The organism is Paenibacillus paridis, assembly GCF_006345825.1.
GTDB lineage: Bacteria > Bacillota > Bacilli > Paenibacillales > Paenibacillaceae > Pristimantibacillus > Pristimantibacillus paridis.
Genome location: NZ_VCIX01000073.1, coordinates 64,816 through 82,908 on the forward strand (window position 1 = coordinate 64,816; position 18,093 = coordinate 82,908).

11 protein-coding genes are annotated in these 18,093 nt (G+C 42.0%); 7 read left to right on the forward strand and 4 right to left on the reverse strand.

The annotated features are described in order from the left end of the window. Positions 1-82 precede the first annotated feature (82 nt). Entirely contained in the window at positions 83-1,657 is a 1,575-nt protein-coding gene (locus tag FJQ58_RS05845) for a hypothetical protein (RefSeq protein WP_139991492.1), read from the forward strand. A 456-nt stretch (positions 1,658-2,113) separates the two neighbouring features. Here the strand turns inward: FJQ58_RS05845 and FJQ58_RS05850 are convergent, their stop codons facing one another. From FJQ58_RS05850 to FJQ58_RS05860, 3 genes are all read right to left on the reverse strand, one after another. Beyond that, a complete protein-coding gene (locus FJQ58_RS05850) occupies positions 2,114-3,883 on the reverse strand; it encodes a family 43 glycosylhydrolase (protein ID WP_139991493.1) in 1,770 nt (589 codons plus the stop codon). 317 nt (positions 3,884-4,200) lie between these two features. Continuing rightward, entirely contained in the window at positions 4,201-4,740 is a 540-nt protein-coding gene (locus FJQ58_RS05855; RefSeq protein ID WP_139991494.1) for a TetR/AcrR family transcriptional regulator, read from the reverse strand. 80 nt (positions 4,741-4,820) lie between these two features. Beyond that, the gene (locus FJQ58_RS05860; protein ID WP_139991495.1) at positions 4,821-5,630 is read right to left on the reverse strand and encodes an SDR family NAD(P)-dependent oxidoreductase; all 810 of its coding nucleotides are present in this window, start codon (positions 5,628-5,630) and stop codon (positions 4,821-4,823) included. A gap of 226 nt (positions 5,631-5,856) precedes the next feature. Between FJQ58_RS05860 and FJQ58_RS05865 the strand changes: the two genes are divergently transcribed. Beyond that, positions 5,857-8,646: a family 78 glycoside hydrolase catalytic domain gene (locus tag FJQ58_RS05865; RefSeq protein ID WP_139991496.1), complete on the forward strand. Its 2,790-nt coding sequence runs from the start codon at positions 5,857-5,859 to the stop codon at positions 8,644-8,646. Between the two features lie 63 nt (positions 8,647-8,709). On the opposite strand, the gene FJQ58_RS05870 is transcribed toward FJQ58_RS05865, so the two are convergent. After that, entirely contained in the window at positions 8,710-9,957 is a 1,248-nt protein-coding gene (locus tag FJQ58_RS05870; RefSeq protein ID WP_139991497.1) for a helix-turn-helix domain-containing protein, read from the reverse strand. 137 nt (positions 9,958-10,094) lie between these two features. On the opposite strand from FJQ58_RS05870, the gene FJQ58_RS05875 reads away from it, so the two are divergent. The 5 genes from FJQ58_RS05875 to FJQ58_RS05895 all read left to right on the forward strand — a co-directional run bounded on the left by FJQ58_RS05875 (position 10,095) and on the right by FJQ58_RS05895 (position 17,960). Further along, the gene (locus tag FJQ58_RS05875; protein WP_139991498.1) at positions 10,095-11,630 is read left to right on the forward strand and encodes a glycoside hydrolase family 43 protein; all 1,536 of its coding nucleotides are present in this window, start codon (positions 10,095-10,097) and stop codon (positions 11,628-11,630) included. Positions 11,631-11,687: 57 nt separating this feature from the next. Next, positions 11,688-12,983: a glycoside hydrolase family 1 protein gene (locus FJQ58_RS05880; protein WP_139991499.1), complete on the forward strand. Its 1,296-nt coding sequence runs from the start codon at positions 11,688-11,690 to the stop codon at positions 12,981-12,983. Positions 12,984-13,011: 28 nt separating this feature from the next. Next, on the forward strand, positions 13,012-13,827 hold the full coding sequence (locus FJQ58_RS05885) for an SDR family NAD(P)-dependent oxidoreductase (protein ID WP_139991500.1): 816 nt from the start codon (positions 13,012-13,014) through the stop codon (positions 13,825-13,827). A 39-nt stretch (positions 13,828-13,866) separates the two neighbouring features. Continuing rightward, a complete protein-coding gene (locus FJQ58_RS05890; protein ID WP_139991501.1) occupies positions 13,867-16,179 on the forward strand; it encodes a glycoside hydrolase family 2 protein in 2,313 nt (770 codons plus the stop codon). 371 nt (positions 16,180-16,550) lie between these two features. Next, complete coding sequence (locus FJQ58_RS05895; protein ID WP_139991502.1) at positions 16,551-17,960, forward strand: MFS transporter; 1,410 nt, start codon at positions 16,551-16,553, stop codon at positions 17,958-17,960. The last annotated feature ends 133 nt before the right edge of the window (positions 17,961-18,093 follow it).

An 18,093-nucleotide genomic window follows, 5' to 3' on the forward strand; every position in this document is an offset into this window, starting at 1 on the left:
AAACGATTTTGGAAAAGCCGCGAGAGTGTTAGTGATCTCTTAAGATTAAATTTATGACAAAAAAATACAGGAGGCGATTTTTGTGGAAAAAAGAGACGCTTCAATCGGAAGGGTAGTAGTAAGTTCTGTCCCAATGCCAGATGATGTTATTCTGCTAATAGGAACGTACATTTACTCCGGAAAAGTACTCGTTTCGTATAAGACAAAGAAGGATATTCATACTACCGATTTTTATAACCTGGCTGTTCTCAATGATGATGGAACGGATTTCAGGGTCATCTTCTCTGGCGTCATTCCACAAAAACCTAAGGCCAATGGGATTCGATATATGCCCTATCAAGATCATACACGTGTGCTGCTAGGAGATTACGTGCTCGAATGCACGCCCGATATTGACACCTGTACAAACGCAACGTTGGTTCCCATCGCATATCCGTCGATTCTCGAGGAAGATGAGCGCACAACCCATCACTGGTCGGAAATCATCATCGCGCCTGACAATAAGCATATAAGTTGGACGATACTTCGCTCAGATCTTGGTGCTGCTGTAGCAATAGGCGTACTTGAGCGCAAAACGGATCACTATGCGATCGAAAACGCGCAGCTTATTAACAATATACATTCCTTTGAGCATGACCCGACCAATCCTGGCTTTATCATTCCGTGTCCCTTACGAGGAGGGGAAGTGAAGCAGTTTGTGAGGGGAGGAAATGCCATCTCCATCGTAGGGGGGAAAAATAACAGTACCACCGATACCATCGTGCAGGATTTGACTTCCGATAAACTTACGCAAATCACCTATACCCCCGGGTATGATGAAACGACTATTTTTTCTCCCGATGAGCGATTGGGAATCGTCATGAGCACCAGGTTTTCTAAAAATACGGATCTAGCCATATTCGGACTTATGCCCAGGCCCTACGGGATCTATACCTCGCTGGGGATGATTAGTTTTCAATATATGTATGCAGTAGATGGAGTACGTAAATTCAGGCCAGGGAATATTGGTCCGGTATTGATTGACATTCAACGTTCCATGCACGAAGCAGGATATCAAGGGATTCAACTGACAACGGATGAGGAAAACTGGGTATACAGCTCGCCTATGTCCTGGCATCCCGACGGGAAGCGTGTCATGTGGCCGGAGATGGTTAGAGGCAGCGACGGCACACATATGCGGCTCCAGACAGCGAATTTACCGGATTATAAGTCGGAACCTGCTGTCCCCTTTACAACAACTACTGATAATATTCCATACGGTATAAAGGACTTGACTGTATTGAATTCCGTCAATCCGAATATAGAAGGGAAAATTGCGGGGAAACACTCCGGATACATGAACTATACCAGGAATGTCACTGGTTACTCGGGTAATACGGAAGCGCAGTTTGTCAACTTTAGCGATGATGGCGAAAATTACTATAATGGATATGAGAAGAACCTTTATAACGCAGCCGAAGGCTGCTACTATGAAACTGCCATGCAATTGACTGGATCCAACCAGGGGGAAATGAACTTTCGGGCAACCTTCTCGGCGCTCGTAGGAGCTGAGCCAGTCAGACTATTATTTGACATAGATGCAGATGGAAAGCCCAAAAGTTACGGATATGCAACCTATAACGGTATTACACTAAACATTAAGGATCTGTTGGAATAGTAGTTATGTAGTTCTATATGTTGATTGCGCCCAGTTTTATACGGATTAATCTAAAAACAAAGAGGAAAGCCTCCTTTTTGTTTTTTTTCGTATTGGAACCTGACTACCGCCAGCTTTTGTACAGTAACCCTTTGATAATTGTCCTCTACATAAATCATCTGAAAGGTGTGCTGTGTCTACACGCCGTTATCATTTGGTACAAACTCATTATGTATTCAATTCAAAATATTAAAGGTCGAATATATAGATACAGATAAAAGAAAGCAGCTATTCATTGATTAAAATAAGTTGCTCATGTAATTCCCTTCGATGCTTACTCCTGTATACAAAAAGGTACCCGCAGCCAAAACACTTTTTTTTCAAAGTGTACAGACTATGGGTACCAGTTAAATTACGTTACTCTCTTTTTGTTTGGCCAATATCAATCAGTGCATGATCACCATAACTGATATAGTGTTAAACCGCCTTTATAACTTCGCCTTCTGCTATTCCTCTTTCATTGAATGCATCTACTCTGATATATACCGGTTGACCTTGTATTAGAGCTTTGATAGTCAACTGATTGCTTCCGAAAATCATATGACTATGATATAGCTTATCTGGAGCATATCCCCAAAGGACGTTGTGACCGACCATGTTATCGTTATCCCACGTTACCGAAAGATCCAATTCGCTCAAAAGTTCAGATTGAACTCTTTTGGTTTTTTCGGGTAGGGATTGCTTCCCAATTCCAAACACTCGCAATCCGGAGATACATGCATGTTGGTTAAATGGCAATTCCTTGACTGTACAACGTATAAATCTAGCTTGAATACCTTCTTCCTTTACAGTTAAATCATGCGCCAAATCCGTATTAGCATTTGATTTATCCTCAATTACGAAATAATCTTTTCCATCGATAGAGCCCTCAAGAACCCATCTGGTGTAATGCTGACGATCATCAATCCATCTTCCTTCATACAAATGGATTCCTTGTGGAAGTTCAAATTTCAATGCTTCGTCGGCAAAATTGATTTGTACAGCGCGCACATCGCATACCTGCTTCAGATCAATTTCAAGCCATTCTCCTGCAATGTTTGATGCCGATTTCCACCACGTTTTAACGTTTTCGTCCGTAGCATTTGAAGCTTCTTTTCCTTCTTGAAAAGAAGAAGCTTTGGCGGGTTTAGCGTATGAAAGCAGCATCCATTCTGGATTGGTCCACGGATTCATCGAAGCCTGTTCGAGCTTGAAGGGCCAGTCACCGTAACGTTGATTGCAAAATAATTCTCCGTCTTCATCGAAGCCTGCTGGCCATAAGCCAATCCGTCGTTCGAAGATGTAATTCATGCTAATTCTCATTGTTGATGCATGCCAGAGGTTCCCATGCTTATCTGACAGCGTCGAACCGTGTCCAGCGCCCGGTATAAACCCGCCTGGCTTGTAGGAGTAAGGATTATTGTTTGCTAGCGTAAAGGGTCCAAGAGGATTGTCAGATACGTATACTCCATCAGAGTAAACATTATACTCCGCTCCGGGACTTGAATATTGGAGATAGTACTTGCCGTTATGCTTGTCCATCCATGCTCCCTCGATGTAGGGAGCATTCCCGACTGCCTTGCGAATCATATTTAGCACATCATCTGTAGCACCAGGGTTTAAGCTTGCAAATTGTTTTACGATTTCTTCAATTTGCTCCGCCGTTCTTGGTATGTGATTTTCTCCGTTTCTTTCATAACCAATGCTAGATTCATTTCCTTTAATCAGGGGAGTTGGTTCTCCAAGTGGGCTCATATAGTCTGGGTTAAGCTCGATTCCATATATTGGCGTAACATTAGAGCATCCCCAGTAGAAATAGATTTTGCCGTCGTCATCGGCGAACAGATTCGGGTCCCAAAACGGAAATGTCCCGACGATTTCTTCAAATTCATCGTTAATTGGATCTTTTGTTCGGTAGAGGGAACCATTTTTTGTTTTATGAGAAGCAGAAAAATAGATATACTCTCCAATGACCCGCACATCCGGGGCATAGTCGTAAATAGGTAAATTTTGCAACGGATGAAAGGACCAATCAATTAAATTATCGCTTGCAAGAAATCCTGCTGTCATCGACGGAAACAAATAGTATGTCCCTTGGAAAAGGATCATCGATGGATCCGCAGCTTCCCTATACACGACTTTAGCACCTCTTGCGTCAAGAAACTGATATTTGTATTCCATATTGATAGGATTACATAAATAGGACATATCTTTATCCTCCTTGATTTAATGTCATTTAAAATATATCGTATCAAAAACCATTCGAGCTTGATGGTAGATTCGTATGATTTTTAGTAATATATCTATATTTTAAATGGCACACTGAAGGGGAAGATTGTGAAAGAAGCTCTTGAAGCAGGGGAGAGGATAAACACAGAGCAGCAGATCAAAATGAATGGTGTATCGTTTTTTTGATTTTATCTGGTAGGTGTCAGGTTGATATAAGAGAGAGTATTGATGTTGGGGGCTGGAACGATGCAGAAGCGGATGGGCAGGTATTACTTCGGTTCATCTCGCTCCTGAAGTTAATTGTAAATTGTTTCAAAAATTCCTTCTATTTTTTTTACAATATCGAATTGACCATTATCAAACTTCCACATCACAATTGAACCGATGATCGCAGATAAAAAAGCATCAAATAAATGCTTCGCAGGTTTAGTTGAATGAATTTCTCCCAGTAAAATGGCCTGATTAATTAGTTCGATAGTGAGGCTTTCAGCATTCAAAAAGGTGTAAAAATGGCGGCCTTCAAGCTCAAATTCTGCCATTAAAATGTGATACATAAAATCACTGCCGACCTGATGAATGATAGTCGCGTAAGCTATAGCTTGTTTTTTGAGCATTTGTTTGGGGGAAGCTAGACTTGGATCAAGCGCAATCTTGTTCGCTGTTTGGGTAGAAAACCAATATAACAGCAGGTCATTTTTGCTTTTAAAATAATGATAAAAGGAACCTCGCGTTACTTGCAGCCGGCTGCAAATCATATTGATGCTTACTTGCTCGTAACCAAGCTCTTTGAACAATTGTATGGCTAATTCGCACATGTTTTCTTTCGTCGTAATCATCGCTTCAACTCCTCCCCAAATTATAGCATAATAAAAAAATAACTTCCCTCGCAGGAAGTTATTCGTCTTTGACCGTCTTATTATTCTAAAATTTCAGGATGAGACCATTGCGTCGGAGTAAGCTTACCCGCATGTGAACCAGCATCAACCGTTATGGCGGACCCGCTAATGTAACGCGCCATATCAGAAGCTAAGAATAATGCCAGATGGGCAACATCCTTAGGATCGCCAAGCCGTCCGTTCGGAGAGAGGAGCTTCGCATATTGCTGAACGACTTCCTCTGGGGTATCTCCCCAAATCGATGTCCTAATCGTTCCTGGACAAATCGCATTCACGGTGATGTTATACGGTGCATAATCCAGTGCTGCGCTTTTCGTTAAACCAACGACGCCATGCTTGGACGACGTATAAATTGCCATTGAACTGTTCCCCATAATGCCAGCTAAAGAAGCGACATTAATGACGAAGCCACCAGGCGCTTTGGACTTCAGAATCGCTTCGATCCCAAACTTCATCCCCAAGAAAACGCCTTTGAGATCAATAGCCGTTAATTTATCAAATTCTTGAACGGAATATTCGTGAGTCGGTCTGCTCTCGGCGCTAATCCCAGCATTATTAACGATACCGTCTAAGCGTCCGTAAGTTTCAACAGCAAAATTGATTAACCCCTGTACATCCTCTACTTTACTTACATCCGCCTGGAAGAAAGTCGCCTCACCTGCGCCGGCTTTTATTTCTTCAACCGTTTTTTTACCCTTATCGGCATTAATGTCGGAGACTACGACCTTTATGCCATTCTCTGCATAACACTGTGCAACTGCTTTTCCTAGGCCATCTGCAGCACCTGTTACGATGGCAACTTTACCTTTTACACTTGAGAAATCTGTCATAAAAAACTCCCCCTTCGACATTTGAAAACATACATGTGTATGTTTTGGATCATAGCTCTGTTTTAGCAGGATGTCAAGTTTTACTTTTACCCGTAATTTCAACTAAGATCATACTAAAGTACAAAAAAAAGTTCTAAAATGCCATAGTAATAACGGTGTTTATATTAGTCTATGTAAATGAAGACATTACTTTTTGCATTTGGATTTCATTTGGGAGGTAACAAACATGCTTGAAGTCATATCATTGCGAACAGAATATTTGGAAAATCCATTAGGACTAGATTCGATTACGCCACGTCTAGGCTGGAAACTGAAGTGCGACAGCAATAATGTCATGCAAATCGCATATCAAGTGCAAGCTTCACATAACGAGAGCTTTGATCACAAGATTTGGGATAGCGGAAAAGTGGAGACGAGTCAGTCGCATGGCATAAACTATGCAGGACCTCTATTGGAATCATTAGCTCGTGTATATTGGCGGGTGAAGGTTTGGAACAGCCACAAGGAAGAGTCTTCATATAGCGAAGCTGCTTTTTTCGAAACAGGACTGTTGCATATCGAGGATTGGACCGCTCGCTGGATCGAACCTGAGTGCGAAATCGACATCGATGCCTACAAACCGGCTCCTTATATCCGGAAGGAATTCAGCGTCAAAAAAGGGCTGCTTTCGGCTAGAGCCTGCTTGACATCGAAGGGGCTATACAGCTTTTATTTGAATGGTGAAGAGGGTACAGATCACCTGTTCACTCCGGGCTTCACCTCGTATTACAATCGTCTTCAATATCAAGTGTACGACGTAACAAATTTCCTTCACGAGGGTTCTAATGTGCTTGGTGTCATTCTCGGAGACGGCTGGTGGCGTGGCAATACTGGCGGCGCTAATCTGAGGAACAATTTTGGATATAAAGTGGCGTTGCTCGGGCAATTCATTCTGGAATACGACGACGGCAGCCGTGAAATTATTGGCAGTGATGATTCGTTTAAAACATCATTCGGACCACTGTTGAAATCGGATATGAAAGCGGGAGACCTCTACGACGCTAGAATGAATATGGAGGGCTGGAACAAAGTTGGTTATGACGATTCTTCATGGAAGCCTGTTCATATGACGCAGGATGGTCTAGATCAGTTGATTGCGACTCGCAGTGTACCTGTAAGGCAGAAAGAGAAATTTATACCTGTCGTATTGCGAACGCCAAACGGTGAAACGGTACTGGATTACGGTCAAAATCTAGCTGGATGGGTCAACATGAGGGTTAGAGGAAATGCGGGAGAGGAAATCGTATTGATTCACGGTGAGACCTTGGATAAAGACGGTAATTTCACATTGCAAAATTTGGAGCATCATGGTCCGCTTACCGACTTCCAGGAAGTGCGTTATATCCTGAAGGGAAATGAGTGGGAGCATTATCGTCCTCGCTTCTCAATCTTTGGTTTCCGTTATGTACGAATTGAGAATTATTCGGGTGAAATTACGCCGAGTAACTTTGTAGCAGATGCGATTTATTCCGATATGGAGGAGACGGGCGATTTCACATGCTCGAATCCATTAATTAATCAATTAGTTTCTAATTCGAGATGGAGCCAGAAGGGGAATTTTCTTGAAATTCCTACTGATTGTCCTACTCGGGAGCGTGCAGGCTGGACAGGAGATGCGCAAGTATTTTGCCGAACAGCTTCCAATTTCATGCATGTCTATCCCTTCTTCGAGAAATGGATGGCAGACTTAGCGTCTGAGCAATTCGCAGATGGTTCGGTCGGTAGCACGGTGCCTACTGTTATCGGACATCACAGCATAGAGGAATGGGAACGATTTGCCAAGCAAAATTCAGATCCAATGATGGCCATGCGTAGGCCGAAGCCTGGAACGGCAAGTATGCTTGATGGTTCATCAGGCTGGGGAGACGCAGCGGTTATTATTCCATGGACGATGTACCTTTGTTACGGTGACAAGACCATTATAGAGAAGCAATTTGATTCTGCGAAGGCTTGGGTAGACTACATGGCTGCGTGTGCAAGAAACCCGAACGAGCGATTTCTTGAGACGCCGGCTTATCAGACCTACACCGACGGGGAGCTTGACGCAGTATATATTTGGGATACAAAGTTTCATTGGGGGGAATGGCTCGAGGCGGATTCGGAATTTAACGATTTGGTATCGGCCATGAGAAAGTCGCAAGGCTGTCACCCTGACGTAGCGACTGCCTACTATGCTTATTCCACAAGGCTCTTGGCTGAGATGGCAGCTGTGTTAGGAAGAACGGAGGAAGAGGAAAAGTATCGCGTCCTCTATAAGAAGATCAAACGAGTTTATAACCAATATTTCATACAAGATAATGGGCATATATTGGAGGATCGGCAAGCTCCGAATGCTCGGAGTCTGGCGTTCGATCTAGTGGAAGACGATAAAAAACAAGCTGTTTCTGATAGACTTGCACTGCTGGTTGCGGAGCAAAATGATCAATTGAATACGGGCTTCCTTTCTACGCCTTTTATATTACATGCATTAGCGGATTATGGACATGCTGAAACGGCCTTCCGTTTGCTCGAGCAGGATGCTTGCCCTTCATGGCTATATGCAGTCAGTAACGGAGCGACAACCATATGGGAGAGCTGGAGAGGCATGAAGCCTAATGGAGAGCTGTCAGGATCATTCAATCATTACTCTTATGGCGCAGTATGCGACTTTCTATTTGCAGGCATCGCTGGTATAAGATCGTTATGGAATGCCGCTGGCTACAAGCATTTTGTTGTCAAGCCTCTCGTTGGAGGTACGCTGACGCATGCGTCAGCTGACTATGAATCTCCATACGGAACGATAAGATCGAGCTGGGAGAAGACGGATCAAGGAGTATTGTACCAAGTTGAAATTCCTGTGAATTCGGAGGCAACGATTATGCTTCCAGGCAACGAGGACGATATTATTATGTTCAAAAATGATTTCACTGATGCGCGCTATGAAGAGGGAAGGATTGTGTTTACAGCAGGAAGCGGTACTTATAGCTTTGTATTGTAGTTAAATGTATTATGACCATAATGAGCCTGTAGAGCAGTATCTATAGGCTCGTTTTTTTTGCGACTACCCATTCTCTATAAGATGATGCCTCTCCCTATATTGTTTGGGAGTAACGCCTACTATTTTTTTGAAAACCTTCGTCAAATAGCTTTGGTCATTGAAATGCAATAGTGATCCGATTTCGGATATTGGCGTATTGCTATAGGCAAGCAGCTTTTTTATTTCATCAATTTTCGTTTGCTGCACATATTCGTTGACAGAGACACCGACTTCTTTTCGAAATAAAGTGGATAAGTATTTGGGGCTGAGTCCTACCCAATTCGCGATGTCATTGTGCGATATATCTTCGTAAATATGTTTGTAAATATACTCCTTGCAGGCTGTAATTTTTTTGGAATGCTGTTCGTTTTTGGCTTGCTTAACTTTTTCGGCAAAGGTGTACAATACGTCGCGAGCGAGATTTCGCAGCTCATCTAGTCGATTCAATTCTTCTAGCTGCTGGATAAAGCTGTCATGCAAGGAAAAGGCAATTTCCTCGAGGAGCCCTCCCTCAATAGAGGCCCTTGTTACGAGAGTGATAAGCGTAATGATATGGTTTTTGTTCGAACGAATATAGCTGGATTTGGACAGAATGCTCGCATGCTCTTCCTCCTTGATACTGGACAATTCCTCAATTTCGTCAACCCGACCTTCTTTAATAATGTATAAAAGCTTCTTTTCAAACAACCGAGCTTGGTTGGAATCGTCGGACAATATGTGATGGGATAGCTCTAAATTGACGATTTCCCTTTTCGTGTGTTCATCGTTCGGCTTAGAATTTTCAATTTTTACGGATTTCGGTGACAACAATTGCCGGTTGAACAAGTGGTGGATAAATACGCATATATGGCTCATTTTTTCTGTGCTAATAATAGGCAACGATTTGTAGTATTGAAATACACTTTCACGATAAAAGAAAGCGCGTCGATCATTAACGATACCGTTCAGCCTGTCATCGGGCAGAGGCGAGGATAATGCAGGACCAATAATGACCGTTCCTTCGAACTGACTATCGTTATAATAACTAATTAACATGTATTTTTCTGAAAAAATCGATTTTGTAATGACAGGATTACTGTATTGATTACTGGGCTTAAAGTTCAACGGATTGAACAGATTTTCTGTCCGATTCTCAAATAGCGGATTGATAGATTGACTGCGTAAATTGTCATAAACAACTTTTCCAAGCGGACTAATGAAGAAAACAGGCATTTCAAACGTATTCGCGACTAGATCGCACATGTTGGAAATGTTGGCTTCAAAGGTGCCCAATGATGATCAACTCCCCATGTAAGCATTCCATCTTATTGCGTATATATTACTAAAAAAAGAACGAGATTACCATATCTTAAATATGGTTCATGATAGGATTGAATTGAAAACGTATACAATAAAAAGGATGTGATGATTTGAAATATACGAATCCAATTATTAGCGGATTTCATCCGGATCCAAGTGTATGTAGAGTCGGAGATGACTATTATTTAGTGACAAGCTCCTTTGAGTATTTTCCAGGTATACCGATATTTCATAGTCAAGATTTGGTGAATTGGGAGCAGCTTGGACATGTATTGATGCGCGAGAGCCAGCTACAGCTGACACGTCAACATTCCTATGTGCAGTCTCAAGGGATTTATGCGCCGACAATTCGCTATTATAATGGACGATTTTATGTCATTTCAACGAATATTACAATCACAACAAGCTTCTATGTGTGGGCGGATGATCCGAAAGGGCCTTGGTCTGATCCTATATTTATTAATGGCTGGATGGGGTTCGATCCGTCGTTGTTTTTCGATGAGGACGGCAAAACGTATCTTACCGGCGCAAGCTTTCCTGGCTTTGGTGAAGATGGTATCATCCAAGCCGAAATCAATATTGAAACCGGTGAGCTTATTAACGAAAGCAGAATGATTTGGGAAGGATCAGGGGGCTGTTCGCCGGAAGGTCCTCATTTGTATAAGATCAATGGCTTATACTATCTCATGATTGCCGAGGGCGGTACGGAGCACGGACATATAGTTACGATTGGGAGAAGCCATAATCCATACGGGCCTTTCGAAAACTATGCAAGCAATCCGATTTTGTCAAATCGCAGCACAAAAAAAGCCATTCAAGCAACGGGTCATGCGGACTTAACTCAAGCTGCTGATGGCAGCTGGTGGGCCGTGTTTCTGGGCATAAGACCTGTCAAATCGACGAAGCTTCATCACTTAGGTCGTGAAACGAATCTTGCTCCAGTCAAGTGGACGGAGGATGGTTGGCCGGTGATCGGAAATGATGGCATAGCAGAAGTAACAAATGATGCACCGGCGCTTCCACCCGGTAATTCACATGGATGGCAAGAAATAGAGCATTTTGATGATCAATCATTAGCGCCGATTTGGAATTTCTATCGTAATCCTACGGAAGGCTCATGGTCATTATCAGAGCGTCCGGGATCACTTTCACTGCTCGGTCAGTCCTGCACGCTAAATGATAATAGTTCGCCAACCTTTATCGGTCGTAGACAGCAGCATTTCGATTGCACCATCACAGCTCATATGGAATTTGCAGCGGTAGAAGAGGGGGAAGAAGCGGGCTTAACCGTTTTTATGAGTGAGAGCTTTCATTATGATATTGCCAAAACGGTGAGTCAGGGCAAATCCTACATCCTGTTTAGAAGACGAGTGGGAAGTCTTTGGAAGGTGGAAAAAGAAGTCGAGTATGCTGAGCCTAGTGTTACGCTCGCCATCAAGGCTACCGAGACAAGCTATACATTCAGCTTTATTTCAGCAGATGATAATGAAGAACAGCTCGGGAATGGTGAAACCGCATTCCTTTCAACGCCAATCGCAGGCGGATTTACCGGTGTGTTTTTTGGAATGTATGCAACTGGAAACGGTAAGCCATCGCGTGTACACGCACATTTTGATTACTTTAGATATGTGTCTGGAGACAAGTAACATAAGGATTAGAAGCCGCATTAACAAACTAAATGTAGATGGTGAGGAGTAATTAAAATGACAAAAACATTTTCAAGCGATTTTATGATTGGTGCTGCTACTGCAGCACATCAGGTGGAAGGAAACAATATCCACAGTGATTTCTGGGCGATGGAGCATATGCCTTATTCAATGTACAAAGAGCCTTCCTTGTTAGCTGTTGACCATTATCAAAGATACTCGGAAGACATTCGGTTACTAGCCGAAGCAGGCTTGAATACCTATCGCTTTTCTATTGAATGGGCAAGGATAGAGCCTGTCAAAGGGCAATACGATCCTAAAGAAATTGAGCATTATAAGCTTGTTCTTGAATGCTGTCATCGTAATAACGTGACTCCGATTGTCACGCTTCATCACTTTTCCTCGCCTAAGTGGCTGATTTCCGAGGGGGGATGGGAAAGTGAAGCAACAATCGAGTATTTCGGCAATTATTGCAAGTTCGTGATTTCAGAATTAGAGCAACTCATTCCATATATCTGTACCATTAATGAAGCCAATATGGGCAAACAAGTAGCAAAAATTATGAAGAGAATGGCAGCAGCAGCCAGCTCTTCCGATGCCAAGCCTGACAGCCCAGAGGTTCAGGTCGGTCTAAATATTGATATGAAAAGCAGAATGGAAAAGTATTTCTTGGGACTCGGTGAGGTATTTGGAATCGACCCAAGAAATGTGCATCCATTCCTAACGCCTAGAACTGAGAACGGCGAACGTATCATTATGCTATGTCATGAGAGAGCTAGAAGCGTAATTAAAGAAATTAACCCATCTATTCAAGTGGGTATTACGTTTTCTCTATATGATCATCAAGCATTGCCGGGCGGAGAAGCATCTGTTGATCTAGAACGGTATGAGGACTTACTTAATTATTTACCTTATCTTCAAGAGGATGATTTTATTGGGGTACAAAACTACTCTCGCAAAATCCATGGACCAGACGGTGTGATCAAGCCAGACGAGACAGTTAGATTAACGAAGATGGGGTATGAGAATTATCCGGAAGCACTTGGCAATGTCATTCGGTTTGTTGCTAAGCATTGGACGAAGCCTATTATTGTGACCGAAAATGGCATATCAACTGACAACGATGTGGATAGAGTGGAGTTTATTGAGCAGGCACTTACTGGCGTACATCAATGTATAGAAGAGGGTATTAATGTCGTCGGATATACGTATTGGTCCCTCATGGATAATTTCGAGTGGCAACTAGGCTATGATCAAACGTTTGGTTTAATCGCCGTAGATCGGGCCACTCAAACAAGGTATCCAAAACAAAGTCTTTCTTATTTAGGTGCTATCAAAAATAAAGGTCTGTAATTACTTTAAGAATAGGAGCAAGTGAGTAATGAAGGTTGCGGGAAAAGTTATCGTTGTTACCGGAGCTGGAGGAGGAATTGGACGGGAGATTGTCTTAAGCCTCCTCTCCAAAGGCGCAAGTGTAGCTGCTGTTGATATTAATGAAGCCGCTTTGGAAGAAACGGTTCATCAAGCGGGAGGGAAAGGTAGAGTCCTTTCTACTCATATTGTGAATCTAGTTCATCGAGAGTCCGTGGAGGCATTGCCTGAGAAGATTATAGCTTCTCATGGGACTGTAGACGGCATCATTAACAATGCTGGTATCATTCAACCTTTCGTAGGTATTAAAGATATTGATTATGACAAAATCAAATTGGTTATGGATATTAACTTCTATGGCACATTGTACATGACCAAGACATTTCTCCCTTATCTGTTGGAGAGGCCAGTCGGTCATATTACGAACATATCCAGCATGGGCGGTTTCCTCCCGGTTCCAGGTCAATCGATATACGGTGCATCGAAAGCAGCGGTCAAACTAATGACAGAAGGCTTGCACTCTGAGTTACAGGGTACAAATGTTAAAGTAACCGTAGTGTTTCCTGGTGGTGTGGGCACAGATATTATGAAAAATTCTGGAGTAGGCGGTACGACAACTGCAGATACGAATGGGCAAGACATGTCTCAGTTGTTAACGCCAAAGGCAGCGGCTGCCATTATCGTGAAAGGGATTGAAACGGATCAATATCGAGTATTGGCAGGAAAAGATTCGAAAATAATGGACAAGCTGTATCGTTTAAATCCCAAAAGAGCCGCAGGGCTGATTACGAAAAAAATGACAGAGCTACTTAAAGGGAAATTATAAAAGAATTATAGTAGTTTCAATTATTGGAGGGACACAGCATTGCGAAAGATCATAAACATAAATCAGGATTGGAAGTTTGTGAAAGAAGATGCAGCAGAAGCCATAGATCTGTCTTATAACGATACGGAATGGAATAACGTAACGTTGCCGCATACATGGAATGCAGTTGATGGCGCGAACGGCTACGCCTATCATCGAGGAGCCTGCTGGTACAGGAAATGGATAACCGTTTCTTCAGAAGAGGAAGGCAAGCGTATCTTTATTGAATTCCAAGGCTCAAATAGCGTGACAGAGCTTTACTTAAACGGTAACTTCATCGGGCAGCATCAAGGCGGCTACTCCACCTTTCGCTTTGATCTGACCGATCACATTTATTTTGGTAAAACGAATTTGTTAGCGGTTAGAGTGGACAATTCAGAGATTGAGCATGTATATCCATTGAGAGCTGATTTTACTTTTTACGGAGGCATCTACCGAGATGTAAGCCTGATATCCGCACATCCTGTGCACGTGGATATTATGGATTATGGCTCACAAGGTGTCTATGTTATACAAGAAGATGTGACAGAACATAAAGCCGGCCTTACGCTGCGAACGCGCCTCACTAACTCAACGAGTGAAGAACAAAAAGTGAGACTTTGGATCGACATCCTTGATTCGAAAAGGCATGTAGTTGGATATCGAGCAGCAGAGGTAAGTCTGCAAGCTAAAGAAACGAGGCCAATCGATTTAGAGCTGATCATCACAGAGCCTAAGCTGTGGAATGGTTTGAAGGGCGCCAATATGTACGAGGCTCGCGTTTCGTTGCAGCGGCACAATGATACGATTGATCAAGTTAATATCCCGTTCGGTCTGCGTTATTTTCACGTAGAGCCACAATCTGGCTTCTATTTAAATGGAAAGCAATATCCATTACATGGTGTCTCACGACATCAAGACCGGAAAGATTCAGGCTGGGCGATTACACAGCAAGATCAACAAGAGGATATGTCGCTAATAAAGGATATGGGGGCTACCTCAATCCGGCTTGCTCATTATCAGCATCAACAGTATTTCTATGATTTATGTGACCTTGAAGGAATGGTTGTATGGGCTGAAATACCTTTTATTACCCAGATGTTTGAAACGGATACCTTAGGTGAAAACGCTAAATCACAAATGATTGAATTAATTCGACAAAACTACAATCATCCCTCGATTATGTTCTGGGGCATTCAGAATGAGATTCAAATCGATAATAAAAGACAAAAAGAAGCGCTTCAAATTGTGCGTGAATTGAATGTATTAACGAAAACAGAGGAACCGACCCGCTTAACGACGATGGCTAATCTATTTCTAGTAGAGCCTGACGACGAGTATAACGAAATTACGGATGTTATTGGTTATAATAAATATGATGGTTGGTATTCGGGCAAAGCGGAGGATCTTGCACCATGGCTGGACGGCTTCCATGCTAATAAGCCTAATGTAAGCCTTAGTATTGCGGAATACGGTGCCGAAGGCATTATCGAGTATCATAGCGATGAGCCTAAAGTAAGTGATTATACGGAAGAATACCATGCTCTCTATCATGAAAAGGTGTGGAGCATATTCAGCGAGCGTCCTTATCTTTGGGCGACTTACGTTTGGAATATGTTCGATTTCGGCGCAAACATTCGTGATGAAGGCGGAGTGCAGGGGCGTAACAATAAAGGACTTGTTTCCTTTGACCGTAAAGTGAAAAAGGATGCTTTTTACATGTATAAGGCTCATTGGTCCGATATTCCTTTTGTACATCTTACAAGTAAACGTTATGTTGAACGTGCAAGCGAGCTTATAGATGTGAAGGTGTACACGAACTGTGAGGAAGTTCAATTGTTCGTTAATGGAGAAAGGATTCAGACGAAGTCCGGCTCTGATAAGATTTTGATTTTTAAAGATATAGCACTCGGTTCAGGAAATAATCACATTCAAGCTAAAGCTAAGCTTGCAGGGGATATCTATGAAGATCAAGCTTGGTTTACCAAAGTAGACGAGCGGAACCTGAGTTACGTGGCACCGGTTGAAGATGCTGGAAATTCAGTTGCTAACTGGTTCGATAAGCCTGTATTCGACGAAGAGGAGCAGCTTGAGGAAGTGGAGATTCCAGATGGTGTTTACTCATCGAGCGAAACATTGCAGGATTTGGTAGAAAATGAAGAAACAAGAAAAATTGTCGTCCAAGTACTAGGGGATGTTACTTTGATCCCGATGTACGGAATGATGAAAGGTATGAAGGTTGATGTGCTTGCATCGATGGACAGGGACGGTCAGCTATTTACTTCTCGCGCGATATTAAGATTAAACCGTGAATTAATTAAAATACAAAAATAATTGCAGCTTTACTAGTATCCCTTTGTGGCTAACAACGATCCATGTAACAATGGTCGTATCGTAAGCCGCGAAGGGATATTTCTGTTTATTAAGAGCTTGGTAGAAACAGATTTAGGAAGAGACTAGCGTCTATTCTTATTATAAATACAAAAAATAGTACCATATTACCATAAAGACAATGTTGAATATTTTATTATTAGTACATAAGAACGATCTGTTTCAGGATACCTGAATGGAATAAGTTTATTAGTGCAAATTAACTAGATTATTAAGCAGGTGATTTAAGGATTGTAAACTAATAACGTAATAATAGCCACTAAATGTAAACGCTTTCTGAAAACGATTTTTTTATTAAAAACGGAGGTTTAAGTATGGAGACAGTTAAAGCTAAACAGAATCAATTAGCCACGAACCTTCAAGATGGAGACGGTAAGCTAAGCTTACGAGAAAAAATAGCTGCAACGATTGGCGGCATGATTGGTACCATGCACAATCAGATCATAGCAACGTTTTTACTATTTTTCTATACAGACATGCTTGAAATAAATCCTGCATATGTTGCAGGCTTATTCTTAGTAGCCCGCGTCATCGATGCTATTCTAGTTCCTGTGTTTGGCGTTTTTGTTGATAAGGTAACTACACCATGGGGCAAGTATGTGCCTTATTTCGCAATACTAGGTATACCGATTGCTATATTTGGATGGCTATCTTTTACTGACTTTGGCTTAAGCACAACTGGTAATTTAATCTATGTTAGCGTGACTTATTTAATTTACAGTGTTTTAATTTCGATAAAATACGCTCCGAATAATGCTGTAGGACCAGCCATTACGAAGCGCATTGATGATAGAATTTCGATGGGGCAAATTGGCTACATTTTGATTATGATAGGAGCGTTATTCGCATCGTTAGCATTCCAGCCTCTATACAAAGCGCTGGGAAATGGAAATGACATTAGAGGTTTTTCTATAGTAATGGCTATAGTTGGTGTAATCGGTATTCTAATTTCGTTCTTTCAAGTGAGCTCTTTGAAGGAAAAATACATTATTAACGCTCAGAACGAAAAGGAGAAACTATCCTTCAAAGAAATGGCAGTAGCTATATTTACGAACAAGTCGGCAGTTGTTTTGTATATTTATGTTCTGGCTATTAACTTAGCAAACGGTATTCGAACTGCAATTATGATTCACTATTTCAAATATTATTTCAGCAACGAAAGTCTAGTGGTTGTGTACGGAGCAGTTGGTATTCTACCAACGTTGCTTGGTGTTATGCTAAGCGGTCGGATTACGAAACGATTCGGGTTTAGAGCAAATGTTCTTACTGCTTGTATTGTTAATGTCGTGTGTACGGCTGCTGTCATGTTTGTACCAAATACCTCTACCGGTATGATAATCTTTTTTGTTCTTAGTGCGATTTCTTCTTTATTCTTAGGAATTGCAACACCAGCACAAGGTTCCATGATGCCAGCTGCAATGGACTATACAGAGTGGAAGACAGGAAAGAATGTAAACGGTTTAATGGGTTCCATTCAAGGCTTTGTACAAACACTCGCTACTGCAATTGCTGGTTCTATCGCAGCATTCGCATTACATCTAATTGGATACGCACCTGGTGTCGAGCAGAGCAGTGAAACGATATTTGGATTGAAAATATTAATGGGAGTGCTGCCAGCTATTTTTCTTTTGTTTACTATATCTGTCTTTTGGTTCGATATTTCTGAAGAGAAACAGAAACAGATTGCAAAAGAGCTTGCCGAGCGGCGAAATGCGAGCATGTAGCATCAAATATGAATGTAATAAAGAAAAGACCTACCAGTTTTGAAGTGCACCCCTTAGAATAGACATTGGAAAAACCCCTTGGTTAATCCGATGAATTCTAAGGGGTGCATTTTTATGGCAATGAAGGGACAAA